The organism is Aquabacterium sp. A7-Y (assembly GCF_026153205.1).
In the GTDB taxonomy this organism is placed as follows: Bacteria; Pseudomonadota; Gammaproteobacteria; order Burkholderiales; family Burkholderiaceae_C; genus Caldimonas.
Map to the genome: position 1 here is coordinate 23,457 of NZ_JAPFBW010000023.1, position 13,415 is coordinate 36,871.

At 65.0% G+C, this 13,415-nt stretch carries 13 protein-coding genes and 2 pseudogenes; 8 read left to right on the plus strand and 7 right to left on the minus strand.

Features of this window, described 5'->3' with window-relative positions; translation table 11 throughout:
• Positions 1-172: 172 nt before the first annotated feature.
• Entirely contained in the window at positions 173-739 is a 567-nt protein-coding gene (locus tag OOT46_RS19965) for a TetR/AcrR family transcriptional regulator (protein WP_265405388.1), read from the minus strand.
• Positions 740-791: 52 nt separating this feature from the next.
• Between OOT46_RS19965 and OOT46_RS19970 the strand changes: the two genes are divergently transcribed.
• A complete protein-coding gene (locus tag OOT46_RS19970; protein WP_265405389.1) occupies positions 792-2,117 on the plus strand; it encodes a glycosyltransferase in 1,326 nt (441 codons plus the stop codon).
• Between the two features lie 187 nt (positions 2,118-2,304).
• Here the strand turns inward: OOT46_RS19970 and OOT46_RS19975 are convergent, their stop codons facing one another.
• Together OOT46_RS19975 and OOT46_RS19980 are read right to left on the minus strand one after the other, a co-directional pair.
• On the minus strand, positions 2,305-2,802 hold the full coding sequence (locus OOT46_RS19975; RefSeq protein ID WP_265405466.1) for a nuclear transport factor 2 family protein: 498 nt from the start codon (positions 2,800-2,802) through the stop codon (positions 2,305-2,307).
• Positions 2,779-4,788, minus strand: a pseudogene (locus OOT46_RS19980) (FAD-dependent oxidoreductase); the annotation flags it as partial. The pseudogene OOT46_RS19980 and the gene OOT46_RS19975, both read right to left, overlap by 24 nt.
• A 121-nt stretch (positions 4,789-4,909) precedes the next feature.
• Between OOT46_RS19980 and OOT46_RS19985 the strand changes: the two are divergent.
• Entirely contained in the window at positions 4,910-5,446 is a 537-nt protein-coding gene (locus OOT46_RS19985; RefSeq protein WP_265405390.1) for a PadR family transcriptional regulator, read from the plus strand.
• Between the two features lie 61 nt (positions 5,447-5,507).
• Here OOT46_RS19985 and OOT46_RS19990 read toward each other — a convergent pair whose 3' ends face one another.
• From OOT46_RS19990 to OOT46_RS20005, 4 genes are all read right to left on the minus strand, one after another.
• A complete protein-coding gene (locus OOT46_RS19990) occupies positions 5,508-6,752 on the minus strand; it encodes a sensor histidine kinase (RefSeq protein ID WP_265405391.1) in 1,245 nt (414 codons plus the stop codon).
• 9 nt (positions 6,753-6,761) lie between these two features.
• The gene (locus tag OOT46_RS19995; RefSeq protein ID WP_322114272.1) at positions 6,762-7,556 is read right to left on the minus strand and encodes a transporter substrate-binding domain-containing protein; all 795 of its coding nucleotides are present in this window, start codon (positions 7,554-7,556) and stop codon (positions 6,762-6,764) included.
• A 64-nt stretch (positions 7,557-7,620) separates the two neighbouring features.
• Positions 7,621-8,820 carry an amidohydrolase gene (locus OOT46_RS20000; RefSeq protein WP_265405392.1) on the minus strand — a complete coding sequence of 400 codons (1,200 nt, stop codon included), beginning with the start codon at positions 8,818-8,820 and terminating at the stop codon, positions 7,621-7,623.
• A gap of 6 nt (positions 8,821-8,826) precedes the next feature.
• The gene (locus tag OOT46_RS20005; protein WP_265405393.1) at positions 8,827-9,426 is read right to left on the minus strand and encodes a response regulator transcription factor; all 600 of its coding nucleotides are present in this window, start codon (positions 9,424-9,426) and stop codon (positions 8,827-8,829) included.
• A gap of 483 nt (positions 9,427-9,909) precedes the next feature.
• Here OOT46_RS20005 and OOT46_RS20010 point away from each other — a divergent pair.
• The 6 genes and pseudogenes from OOT46_RS20010 to OOT46_RS20035 all read left to right on the plus strand — a co-directional run.
• Positions 9,910-10,392, plus strand: a pseudogene (locus OOT46_RS20010) (response regulator); the annotation flags it as partial.
• Positions 10,393-10,681: 289 nt separating this feature from the next.
• Positions 10,682-10,918: a hypothetical protein gene (locus tag OOT46_RS30990; protein WP_416136230.1), complete on the plus strand. Its 237-nt coding sequence runs from the start codon at positions 10,682-10,684 to the stop codon at positions 10,916-10,918.
• A 555-nt stretch (positions 10,919-11,473) separates the two neighbouring features.
• On the plus strand, positions 11,474-11,683 hold the full coding sequence (locus OOT46_RS20020) for a cold-shock protein (protein WP_265405468.1): 210 nt from the start codon (positions 11,474-11,476) through the stop codon (positions 11,681-11,683).
• 33 nt (positions 11,684-11,716) lie between these two features.
• Positions 11,717-11,953: a hypothetical protein gene (locus OOT46_RS20025; RefSeq protein ID WP_265405395.1), complete on the plus strand. Its 237-nt coding sequence runs from the start codon at positions 11,717-11,719 to the stop codon at positions 11,951-11,953.
• 202 nt (positions 11,954-12,155) lie between these two features.
• Positions 12,156-13,064: a peptidylprolyl isomerase gene (locus OOT46_RS20030; protein WP_265405396.1), complete on the plus strand. Its 909-nt coding sequence runs from the start codon at positions 12,156-12,158 to the stop codon at positions 13,062-13,064.
• Between the two features lie 84 nt (positions 13,065-13,148).
• On the plus strand, positions 13,149-13,313 hold the full coding sequence (locus OOT46_RS20035; protein ID WP_265405397.1) for a hypothetical protein: 165 nt from the start codon (positions 13,149-13,151) through the stop codon (positions 13,311-13,313).
• Positions 13,314-13,415 lie beyond the last annotated feature (102 nt).

Genomic DNA, 13,415 nt, shown 5'->3' on the forward strand with positions numbered 1-13,415 from the left:
TCCCGGCTCGTCAAAGTCCTGGCTCGCCTTCAGCTGAATCGCGGCCTTCCAGTCGGGATCACCATCTCCAGCTCCCAAAGCGTGGAGTGAAACTGCCGAAGTACGGCGGCATCCATCTCGCTCTGACAGCAGCCGATTGCAGACAAGCCGGCATTCGTTTCTCAGACCGTCCTCATTCCCCCGAAGTGACTGCACGGGCGAGCAACTCCGCGTCATACCCAGGCAGCATCCCATCGATCACCAGCTGTGACAGCCCATGGATCATCGACCAGGCTCGCAGCATCGCAACGCCGGGGCCGCGGGGATCAACGGCGTCGATCGCACCACGAAAACCGACCGACGCGCGCTCTACGGCAGCCTGCAGTTCGGGATAGCGCTCGCGGTCCGCGACCGCCGTGCCGAACATCAGCCGGAAACGGCCAGGCCGCGAGACGGCAAAGCGCACATACGCCTGCCCCATGCTGGCCAAGGGATTGCGGCTGTCCGTCGCCGCTTCGGCCAATGCAGCCGCGAAGGCATCGAAGCCACGCACCGCAAGCGCCGCCAACAGGGCTTCCCTGTCCTGGAAGTGCCGATAGGTTGCCGGTGCTGAAACGCCCGCTCGGCGAGCGGCCTCGCGCAGGGTCACCGCGTCCGATCCGCCTTCGTCTAACAGACGCTCCGCCACATCGAGCAAGGTCGCACGCAGATCTCCGTGGTGATAGGTCTTGCGCGTCGGGCGAGGGGAAGCCGTTGACATGGGGTGTATTGTCGCAAATTAACGCCGTTAACATTTATGGAGGGGGAACGAGATGCGCATCCTGATCTCTGCTGTCGGCAGCCACGGAGACATCCTGCCGTTCATCGGCTTGGCTCTGGCGCTGCGTGAGCGCGGCCACGACGTGCGCCTGTACGGCAACGGCTTCTTCACGGACCTCGTGGCAGGCGCCGGGCTCACCTTCGTGGCAACCAGCGATGCACGGCTGTACCAGGACGGGCTGACGGATCAGCGTTTGACCGACTCACGCTCGGGCTTGGCTTTGGTGGCCCAAGGAGTGATGAGCCCCGTGCTTCCGACCTACGAGGCCATGGCCCGTGACGTACTGCCAGGGCAAACGCTGCTGGTCGGGTCGTTTTTCGCCTTCGCGCCTCGCCTCCTGGCGGAGACGCAAGGCTTGCCCTTCGCGGCCATCCATCTGGCGCCTTCGGCATTCCGATCGGACCACCTGGCGCCCCGCATCTCGCCGCTGGGACACTTCGAGCACTGGCCGCGCGTGATCAAGGGCGCGTTCTGGGCATGGATGGATCGGAGGATCCTCGACCCGCTGTTTGGCGAACCGCTCAACCGGCTGCGTTCCCGCCTGGGCTTGCCCCCGGCACGTCGTGTACTTCATCGTTGGATACATCACGGCAGCGTGACGATCGGGCTATTCCCGGAATGGCTCGCCCCCCGCCAGCCGGACTGGCCTGCCGATCTGCAGTTGGTGGGATTTCCGATGTATGACGGACCGCGGGCCAGGGGGTTGTCGCCGGACCTGGATGCCTTCCTTGACGCCGGCACGCCGCCCGTCGTGTTCACTGCCGGCACCGGGAACGCCACATCCCACCCTTTCTACGCCGAGTCCGCCCAGGCATGCGAACGCCTGGGGTTGCGCGGCCTGCTGGTGGCGCAGCGGAGGGAGCAACTGCCGGAAGTGTTGCCCCCCGGCGTGATGCATGTGGCCCACGCCCCGTTCAGCCAGCTCTTTCCGCGCGCGGCCGCGGTGGTACACCACGGCGGTATTGGCACCCTGAGTCAAGCACTGCGAGCCGGCGTACCGCAACTGATCCGCCCGATGGCTTATGACCAGTTCGACAACGCAAGCCGCGCTTGTCGACTGGGCGTAGCACGGGAGCTGTTGCCGAGGTCCTATCGTGGGGCCCGGCTGGAGTCGGCGCTGCGCGACGTGGCGAACAACCCATCCATTCGCGCCGCCTGCGAATCGGTGGCCGAGCGTATGGCACAGGAGGACGGTCTGCACAGCGCCTGCGCTGCCTTGGAGCGGCGTATTGATTCGGGCCTTTCCGCCAGCCCTGTGCAAGACGCGGCATCCATGCCGAGTGAAGTCACGACCATGCCCACCCCCAGCGGTCCCTGAGGGGTGCGGCGCTACACCGAGGCCCACTCCTTCGCTCTCCGCGACACTTCTTCTCGTTGCCGGCGCTGCAGCCGCTCGGCTCGCCGACACAATGCCTACGCGTCCGGCATTCTCTCCCTCCCGTCGAGGCGCCTTGCGGCCCGCCGCTCGAGTGCTGGCACTCGAGCGGCGGGCCTCCTTTCTTGGGCTAGCCCTTCGGCGCCAGGTACGGCGCCAGCCTGCGCCCCATCTCCTCGCCCAGTGCCTGCAAGCCGCTCATGGGCCGGATCATCACTTCGAAGTCGACGATCTTGCCGTCCTCGTCGAAGCGGATCATGTCGATGCCCTTGAGCTGCTTGCCGTGGACCGTCGCACTGAACTCCAGCCCCACGCTCTGGCCGTCGGCATCGACGAACTCGCGGTGATAGGTGAAGTTCTCGAAGACCTTGATGACCGTGCCCAGGATCAGCTGCACGGCCTGTGCCCCGGGGTAGGGCGTGTGAGCCATCGGCGAGCGGAACACGGCGCGCGGGTGCAGCAGCTCGCCAAGGCCGGCCATGTCGCCCTGCTGGGCGATCGCATGCCAGGCTTCTAGCGACTGCGCGGCCTTCGGTGCCAGCCGCTGCGCCGACGCGGCGCCCTGCTGGGCTTCGTCCGTCGTCGCATCCGGATCGAAACGCAGTGCGAGTTCGGTGCCCTGCCCGATCGCGCGCTTGGCGTCCAGCTCGGCGGCGCGATCGGCGCCGCCGATCAGATGCACCTTGCAGCCGGCGGCCTGCAGCTCCGCCTGCAACTCGCGCAGCGGCTCCTGGCCGGCGCAAAGAATCACGTGGTCCACCGGCAGCGTGAGGTCGCGGCCGTCGGCGGTGATGTGCAGGCCTTCGTCGTCCACCTTGCGATAGCTGACGCCGGGGATCATCTCCACGCCGCGTTGCTTCAGCGAGGTGCGGTGGATCCAGCCGGTGGTCTTGCCCAGGCCGTCACCCACCTTGCTGGTCTTGCGCTGCAGCAGCCAGATCTTGCGGGGCGCCTGGGGCAGTTGCGCGGGCTTCAGGCCGCCGCGAGAGGCGCCGCTGCGGTCCACGCCCCATTCGTCGAAAAACTTGGCCGCATCCAGGCTGGGTGACACGCCCTCATGCAACAGGTATTCGGCCACATCGAAGCCGATGCCGCCCGCGCCGATGATGGCCACCTTGCGGCCCACCGGCTTCTTCGCGCGCAGCACGTCCAGGTAGCCCAGCACCTTGGGATGGTCCACACCCTCGAGCTCCGGGGTGCGTGGCGTCACGCCGGTCGCCAGCACGACGTGGCGGAAGCCGGCGCCGACGAGGTCGGCCGCAGTGACGGTTTGTCCCAGCCGCAGCTTCACCCCGGTGAGCTCGATCTGGCGCCGGAAATAGCGCAGCGTCTCATGAAACTCCTCTTTGCCCGGCACCTGCTTGGCGATATTGAACTGGCCGCCGATCTCGCCGGCCGCGTCGAACAGCGTGACTTCGAAGCCGCGGCGTGCTGCGGTGGTGGCGAAGGCCAGACCTGCGGGGCCGGCGCCCACCACCGCGATGGACTCGCGAAGCAGTGCGGGGGCTTCGACGAGCAGCGTCTCACGGCAGGCCCGCGGATTCACCAGGCAGGAGGTGATCTTGCCGGCGAAGGTGTGGTCCAGGCAGGCCTGGTTGCAGCCGATGCAGGTGTTGATCTCGTCCGCCCGGCCGGCGGCCGCCTTGGCAACGAACTCGGGGTCGGCGAGGAAGGGCCGCGCCATCGACACCATGTCGGCCATGCCGCCAGCCAGCACCTGCTCGGCCACCTCGGGCGTGTTGATGCGGTTGGTGGCCACCAGCGGAATACCGACCTTGCCCTTCAACTGCTGCGTCACCCACGCGAAGGCCGCACGCGGCACCTTGGTGGCGATGGTGGGGATACGCGCCTCGTGCCAGCCGATGCCGGTGTTGAGGATAGTCACGCCGGCACCCTCCAGCGCCTGCGCGAGCTGGATCACCTCGTCCACCGTGGAGCCACCCTCCACCAGGTCGAGCATCGAGAGGCGGAAGATGAGGATGAACTGGGGGCCGACACGTGCCCTCGTGCGGCGCACGATCTCCAGCGGGAACCGGATCCGGTTCTCATAGCTGCCGCCCCATGCGTCGCTGCGCTGGTTGGTCTGCTCGGCGATGAACTCGTTGATCAGGTAGCCCTCGGAGCCCATGATCTCCACGCCGTCGTAGCCGGCGCTTTGCGCCAGCGCCGCGGCGTTGGCGAAATCGTCGATGGTTTGTTCCACCTCCTCCGAGGTGAGCGCGTGCGGGCGGAACTGGTTGATCGGCGCCTTCAGCGCACTGGGAGCGACCAGCTCCGGGTGGTAGGCGTAACGGCCGAAGTGCAGGATCTGCATGCAGATCTTGCCGCCCGCCTCGTGCACCGCGCGCGTGACCACGCGGTGCTTCTCGGCCTCTTCCTGGGTGGTCATCGCGGCGCCGCCGGGCATCGGGCGGCCGCGATCGTTGGGCGCGATGCCGCCGGTGACGATCAGCCCCACACCGCCGCGGGCGCGCTCGGCATAAAAAGCGGCCATGCGCTCGAAGCCATTGCTCACTTCTTCCAGACCCACGTGCATCGAGCCCATCAGCACGCGGTTGCGGAGGGTGGTGAAGCCCAGGTCCAGGGGGGCCAGCATGTGCGGATAGGGGGTCATCGTGGGTCTCCTGTTTGAGTCGGTGCGGCGCTTTTCATGCAACCAGTTGCATAGTCTAGTGCGGCTCCACCGCACCATGCAACCAGTTGCATAGCTGAGCCGTATCGTATGCTTCGCCCCCATGTCCCTGCCCCATGCCCTGCTCACCTCGCTGATGGAGAAGTCCTCGTCCGGCTACGACCTGGCTCAGCGTTTCGACAAGTCGATCGGCCACTTCTGGCACGCGACCCACCAGCAGATCTACCGTGAGCTGGCGCGCATGGAGGAACGTGGCTGGATCGCCTCCAAGCCCGCGGCCGATGCCGGCAAGACGCGCAAACGGGAATACCGCGTGCTGCCCAGGGGCCGCGCCGAGCTGGCGCGCTGGGCCAACGAGGCCGGCACGCCGCTGGACCTGCGTGATGCGCTGATGGTCAAGGTGCGCGCGGCGGCGGCGCTGCCCGGGATCGAACTGGACGGCGAGATCGAGGACCGGCTGCAAGGGCACGCGCAGCAGCTGGCCCACTACCGCGAGATCGAACAGCGCGACTTTCCCAGCCCCGACACCACACGCACGCAGCGCCTGCAGCACCTGCTGTTGCGGCGTGGCATCCTGTACGAGGAGGCGTCGATCGCGTGGCTGAAGGAACTGCAGAACGTGCTGCGGCAGAAGGGCTGAACGACCGTCGCAACGGCAGACCGGCGCACCCGCGGAGCGACCCCGCTCGCGCTGCCAACACTCACAGCGCCGCCGGAAACCGAACCCTCACGCAGGTCCCGCGGCCTGGAGCCGACCGCACCTCGAAGCGACCATTGAGCAGGGCGACCGTGCGCTTCACCATCGCCAGCCCGAGGCCGTACCCATGGTCGGCAATCCGTCTGGCATTGGGCCCCTGGGCAAAACTTTCGAAGATGGCCTTCCCGGCAGCGTCGGCCGACAGCAGGCCCTCACCGTTGTCGAAGACCGCCAGCTCCACGTCCTGGCCGCGACGACGGGCCACGACCAGCACCTTGCCGCGAGAGAATTTGAGGGCGTTGACGATCAGGTTCTCCAGCACCCGCCGCACCCACTTCTCGTCGGTGTGCAAGGTCAGCGAGCTGTGCCTGAACCGCAGATCGACCTGGTAGTGCTCGGCCGCGGCCTCCAGCTGGAGCGCCAGCTTCTGGAACAGTTGCGACACGACGACGGCACCGGCGACCGGCTTGACGACGACGGTCTCCATGCGGGTGATGTCCAGGAAATTGTCCAGATACCGTTGAAGATCGCTCATCAAAGTCTGGACACGCACAAGCTGGGTGTCCACGCGTTCCGGCAGCCCCTGATTCACCCCGCCCAGAGACAGCTGCATGCTGTGCACACGCTGCCGAAAGTCGTGACTCAGCTCGTTGAAGTAACGATCCTTGGCCTTCATGCGGGTGGACAGAACACGGCCCCACGCGACGATGGCCACGACGCAGACGAAAAACAGGAGCGCCTGGGCCCACGCGAAATTCCGCGTGTGAACCGCTGCCTGCTCGGTGCGCAGGGCCCGATCCACGATCAGGGTTTCGACCGAGATGGACATCCGATCCGAGTGAATGCCGAGGCGTCGGTCCATCTGCGGCCAGTGGGACAGGCTGACCTGCCCCTTGACCAGCCATTGGATGCTGTCGTTCGCCTCTCGCAACAGCTGAACCGTCGCCGCGTCGATTTCGACATTGGGATGGGTCGACAGCAGGGTCGAGAGGAAGCCGGCCTCCTGGAGCACTCGCTGATCGGTGGTTCGGTAGGCGATGCTGCCGATGCTGCGGAGCAATTCGATGTTCCGCACCACCCGAACGCGCGCGTGGACGGCGGGCACCATCTCGTGGCGGGTTCCCCGGGCGAGGTCGAAGATCCGTTGCTGCAGTCCCAAAGCGCCGACCGACAAAATGGTAAAGATCGCGATGCCTACTCCCGTCATGAAGTAGAAAGACCACAGATCATGTTTCAGCGCGACCTTCATGTCATCCGCTCACAACATCCGCATCGGGAAGTGCTTGGAATTCAGCTCCTCCAGGCGGCCGCTGGATTTCAGCGCTCGAAGCGCCTGGTTGAGCGATTCCAACAACTTTGGCTGCGAGGGATCGACAGCAATGGCCGTGTTTCGGCCCGGCGTCAAGCCGCCGAGCGGCTCGAGCACGGAGAATCCGGCCCTCCCCAACTTGCCCTCATGGACCAGGCTGAGCGTGCTGGCAAAGGGAAAAACGCCAGCATCTGCACGCCCCTCCAGCATCGCCTGGCTCACGTCAGCGTTGGTTTTGACCGGCAGCAAGGCCCATTCAAGATCGCGCCCGGTACGCTCCGCCCACTGCTGCTGGGCTGAACCGGCCACGGCCGCCACCCGGAACTTCTTCGACTCAGCCAAGGACCGCCTGGAGAACCAGTACGAAACACTGTTGGACACCGCCTCGGTGAACCGCACCTTCTTCAAGCGCTCGTCGGTCGGCGCCAAGGCCGCCGTGCTGAAATCGGCGTAGCCCTGTGCGACCTGGTCGATCACGGTCGACAACAGCGTTTCCTCGATCTCGCAGCGAGCCTTCATCTGCTCGCAAAGACCGTGCGCGAGATCGACATTGAAGCCCACGAGCGCGCCTTTGTCGTCCCGGTAGCTCATGGAGGGTGAGTCCTTGAGAACCAGGACCTTCAGGACGGGCTGCGCCGAGCTTGACTGCGCATAGGGGGTGGCAGCGGACGTGCACAGCATCGTCGCGACCAGAACATGCCTGAGACCGCCCATCAAGCTTAGGGCTGGGAGACGTAGCGCCATGGAGCCTGCCTTTCCGTGTTGCGTGTGTGCTTGTGATTCGGAGCGTCGGTGTGAGCCGATCGGCTCATCCACGCGCTGAGAGCCAACGTTCCACCAAACGCACCCAGAAGGTCGCGCCGACGGGAATCACGGCATCGTTGAAGTCATAGGACGAGCTGTGCAAGGTACAAGGGCCAGGGCCATGACCTTGCATCCGATGATCCTGACCGCCTTGGCTCGGTCCGCTGCCCACCCAGAAATACGCACCGGGTGTGAGCTTGAGGTAATAGCCGAAGTCCTCGCCGCCCATCGTCGGTTCACGTTCATGGACGTTCTCTTCCCCGGCCAGCTCCACCATCAACTGCCGCAGAAACTCGGTCTCCCGGGTGTGGTTGTTCACCGGCGGACAATAGGAGCTCCATTCGATGTCCCCGGTCAACTCGAAGGCCCCTGCCGTCTGCTGCACGATGCCTGTCATGCGTCGCTTGATCATCTCCAGCACGTCCTCCTCGCAACGAACCGTGCCTTGCAACACGACGCTGGACGGAATGACGTTGGTCGCTTCGCCTGCCTGCATCATCGTGACCGAGATCACCCCTCGGTCCACGGGACGCTTGTTGCGAGTGAGGACGGTTTGAAATGCCAGCACCATCTGGCACGCGGCCGGAACAGGATCAAGCCCCAGATGCGGCATCGCAGCGTGTGCGCCCTTGCCGTGGACCGTGACCTTGAAATTGGTCATGCATGCGCCGGATCCAGAACGATAGGCGAAGTGGCCCACCGGCAAGTTGACAAAATTGTGGAAGCCGAAGATCGCGTCCACCGGAAACTTTTCGAGGAGCCCGTCTTGAATCATCGCCAGGGCCCCGCCGATGATTTCTTCCGCCGGTTGGAAGACCAGCACGACACGCCCGTCGAACTCCGCTTCCTGCGCCAATACCCGCGCAGCGCTGAGCAGCGTGACGGTATGGCCGTCATGCCCGCAGGCGTGCATCTTTCCGGGGGTCTTGCTCGCGTGAGGGAACTGGTTCAGCTCCTGGATAGGTAACGCGTCCATGTCGGCCCGCAATCCGATGCTGCGTTCCGAGCTGCCCTTCTTCAGGACACCCACGACGCCGGTGCCGCCTACGCCGCGATGGACCTGCCATCCCCAGCTTTCCAGACGCTCAGCCACGATCTCGCTGGTGCGCTGCTCCTCAAACCCCAGCTCAGGGTGAGCATGGAGGTCCCGCCTCAGGCGGACATTCTCATCGGCGTGGCGGATGAGACTTTCGATGATTTGCATGGTGATTCAGGCCTCCGGAGGGATGTAGCCGTATTCGATCGCGAGCGCAACGGCGTGGGTTCGGCCTTTTGCGCACAAGGCGTCGACGATGGCGGAAACGTGGTTGTCGACCGTGCCGGGCGTCAGCTTGAGTTGACGCGCCACCTCCTTGGAGGCGTGACCGCGGGCGACCAGCTTCAGGATCTCGACCTGCCGCTTCGTCAGCCGACTCGGCGGCCTGTGTTGCTGCAAGCCTTCGAAGTACTCGCGGCCTTGGACAATGTGTTGAACCGCATGCTTGAACGCTTCGAAACCGGTTGCTTTCGGCACATAGCCAAGAAAGTTCATGCTTTTGATTTCCACCTGCCAGTCTGGATTTTCGACGGCGGTGATCACGGCCGCTCGCCGCGCCAAGCCCAACTCGTGGACCTTCCTGATCAGTGAAAGGCCGCGCGCTCCTGGGACATCGATGTCGAGCCAGATGCGAAACCAGTCGGCGTCCCCCTGCAATGTCGCGATCGTGTGAGCAGCGGTGTGGCACACATCGATCTCGTCAGCCAGCTGCATGCTCAGGAAAAGCGATCTGGTGCTCTGTGCGAGCACCGGGTGGTCGTCAACGATGAGCATTCGTCTCATGCTTTTTTTGATCCCTTGCGGTCGCGCCATCCAATCCCAAGCGAAGCCGGCAATTCAACCACCCTCCATTGCCATCGCTTTTCCGCGTATGTTCCAGATCACCGAAGGCCGGCTTTCATAAGCTGCGGATCTGTCCGGAAGCGCAGGTTGCTGAAATTTGCGGCGATACGCATCTGTCAGTTCCTGCAGGGCTTCGGTGGCAGCAACACACTGGAATCACAAGCCGCGATCACACATGATGCGATTCAGTGATCGGAAACGCATGCAGGCTCGTCCGTTTTTCCCGGTCGTTCGTCGCAACATGAGAAATCGCATATTCCTCCCCTGCCAGTTGCGACGGCACTATGCCCGTCCTCACAAGCTCAACGGGAGAGGAACAATGATGTCGCTGATCCTCGCGCCGCCGTGCGCGAGCCATCCAGTGCTGAGGCGGAGGGCTGAAGCCAGCCCGGTCAACCGACGCGCGGCACGCCCCGTCCCACGCACCGGCAGACCGCAGGCGGCCCGCTTCACCGTGGACGGCTTCGGAGGTGCACCCTGATGGTCTGCGGCACCGCTCCGGCCGTCCTGGAAGGCCCGCGCCCGGCAGTCGCTTCAGTGCCTCGGGTTCTCGTCGTCGACGACAACCAGGATCTCGCGGACTCGCTCTCTGCACTCCTGACCTTGCGAGGCTACGAGACCCGGGCAGCGTATGACGGCCAGCAGGCGGTGGAGGTGGCGGCACAGTTTGGGCCGGACATGGTGGTCCTGGACCTCAACATGCCGATCATGGACGGCTATGCCGCGGCGAAGCAGCTGCGCAGCGTGCACGGCCCCGATCTGCTGCTGCTGGCGATGACGGGCGCGCCGGAGTGGGAGACCCGCGACATGGCGGCAGCCGGCGGCTTTGACATGCACCTCGGCAAACCGGTCGACGCCGACGATCTGCTGGAGGCACTGGCCAGGCTTCGTCGTTAGCGTCGGGCAAGGCAACTCCGGGCACTGCACGCGACCGCGTCGACTGGGGCTCCGCTCGCCCCGCCGAATTGCAACCATTTGCTTGGCGTGTCGATGCGGGCCGCGCTCGTTCGGCTTTCGTGGCAGATCGCGCCGACGGTTCTCGGGGAGCTGATGGCCGATGCCGACCGCGCCAGGGCCCGGCGCGCCGCGGACGCCATGATGAAGAGGGTCAGGTTCGACATCGCCGCGCTGAAGGCGGTGGTCCGACACCCGATCGCTGTCGAACAGCTGCGGCCCCATCCATCGGATGAGTCCATCGGAGGGCGTGACCATGACACTGCCCGAGTTCGACAAGTTCTTCAACGCCGAGCGCGCCCGCTGGGCGACCGTGGTCAAGCAGGCCTCCGTGCGGCTCGTTCTGCCGAGGGGAGGCGATGTGCCACCGAGGATTGCGGCGCCGGATGCTACACTGCCCTTTCCGATGCAGTGGCTGTTGCGCCATCCCCAGTGGCATGTGGCTGACTGCGGTGAGATCAAGAGCTGATCTCCCTCCTACCCCGGATCTTGGGGTCGCCACGCGGCGATCGCTACGTTCTGCTTGCTTCTGGATCGCAGCCAGTGACCCTGTCGATCCGCTGCCCACAGATCGATCCGTCGTTTGCGTGCATTGCGCGCACCCCCGTCAAACCCGGCCGCCTCGCTGACGAGACGCGCCACCGAAGGACACCTTGTTCGCGCTCCCTCCAGGTCGGGAGCGTCCGGTGTCTCCCTTGACCCGCCTCAGTGTCGATCCGCTCAGACGAGGCAGCACAGGCGTCAGCACGTGCTGGGCTGCTTCTTGCTGCTGTCGATCCCCGTGAGGAGATCCCGCGCCACGCAACGGCAAAGGGGCTTCCCGGACGCGGCACCGCCGCCGTCCCCCTTCGCCACGGCAGCGGGCTCGAGCATTGAGGCAAAGTATTTTTTCCAGGCAAGCGCCTTGTTCACCACCAACGATCCAGAGATCTGTCAACAGTTCAGCCTCCATACCAGGAAGCTGCTGACCCGCACCGGCCAAAGCTGGGGCATCCTTTCAACGAACTCATCGAGAAATGACGATATGGCCACCGAAACCGGTACGGTGAAATGGTTCAACGAAGGCAAGGGCTTCGGCTTCATTGCGCCCGACACGGGCGGCCAGGACCTCTTCGCGCACTTCAAGGAAATCCTCGGCAGCGGCTTCAAGACGCTCATGGAGAACCAGCGTGTCGAGTTCGAAGTGACTCAAGGGCAAAAAGGGCCGCAGGCGTCGAAAATCCGCACCCTCTGAACCCCCTCGCTCCTCGTCCCTCGGCGGAACCGTATGAAAAACCTGCAAGAGGCGACTGAGCGCATCTGCGAGCTCAAGGGCTCGCTCATCGCGCTCGATGCGCTGCTGACGGCCGTGCTGCACTCGCTGCCGGACGAGGCGCGGCGCGACCTGCGGGAGCGCTTTGCGGTGCACGCCGAAGTCGCCCGAACCGTGCTCTTGCACGAGCCCATCTCCGAGCACACCATCGCTGCTTTCGAGCATGATGTACAAAGATTCGAGGCGATGTGATAGCGCCCCCAGCCTCCTAGGTCCTACGCGCCTCGGCACGGCAGTCGTCCCGTGCGCACGCCCGGACCGACCGGCGCAACAGTTCACAATTTCTCCAAGCCCACCGGATCGGTAAGGCAGCGCGCCGCGGAGAATGGCGGACGTCAAGTTGCCAAGCTCCGGCTCTTGGCACCCGACAGCGATTTCCCCTGGGACGCCCTCGATGCTGAAGGACCTATTGATCGCCGCCGCCCTGATGGCTCCACTGCAGCCCGTCCAGGCGGAGCCTTTGCAGAAGGACGAACGCGACGTGCTTCGCAGCGCGCGCGTCTACCACATCATGAAGACGACCGTGGAGCCGCTGGAGAAGCTCCGCAGCCGCTTGTCCAGTCTCCCGCCACACCGGCTTCTTGCCGAGTTCAAGCGGATCGCACAGTCGGAGACCGCCGACCCGGGGTCGAGGTCGACTGGCGGAGATCTGGGGGTGATCACGCAAGGGACGATGGATGAGAAGTTCGACACGGCCGTTTTTGCCCAGCAGCCCATGCAGGTGTCACCGCCCCAGCCGTCCCAGTTTGGATGGCACCTCATTCTGGTCACGTCATTCAGTGAAGAGCCCGTGCGGTCGATCTGCGAACGAACCCTCAAGGCGGTTCACCGTGCCGTGCCGATCCAGCCCGCAGCGCTCTACGCGTTGTCGCTCCAGCCTGCGCACCTCAAGACACTTCATCCCCGGATCCTCGCTTACATGGGCCCGGGCTGGGGTCTCCCCATGAATTGGCAGGGCAACCTCACCTACAGCCGGGTCGATTCGGATCCGTCCGGCAGCAGCATGCCGAGAGTTGTTCTCCACTCCGAGTTGTCCTTCGCACGCTATCGCAGCCCACAAAACGGCTGCGGGCGTTCTGAACGCCTGATGTTTCATGTGAACTGCGCGTCCAGCACGGTGGCCCTCACATCACACGTCGAGTACGAAGGCCGCGCCGCGTCGGGTCGCCACCTGATCGAGGTGGTCGTGGATCCTGCAGATGCCGACTTTCAGCGCGCCAGTACCGGCTCCCTTGCGCAGATCGCGGAGCTGGCGTGCAAGGCGCCAAAGCAGATGACGGCCGAGCTGTCGGTCAGGCGATAGGCCCGCTGCGGTCCTACCGGCTTCGGAGCCTTTCGAGATCTCTCGGTACCCGACGCCCAGGGCCGGTTCTGGCAGGTCGACGACGTGGAGCGCGAGGTTGCCGAGGTGCGAGCGCGCGGTGTCGAGTTCGATCACCACGATCCACCAGGGGCAAGGAGCGACGTCGACATCGTCATCGCGGGCGGTGCAAAGGCCGCCTGGTTCAAGGACACCGAGGGCGGCATGCTCGCGATCGTCGAGAGTTGTTGACGCTCCCGCCGGCGGTACTTCCGCGATTCGGGCCACCGACCGGGGAACGGCGCAAATCGGAGCACCGGCCTCGAGCGACGTGTCCCGGGTGGCCGCCGGCTG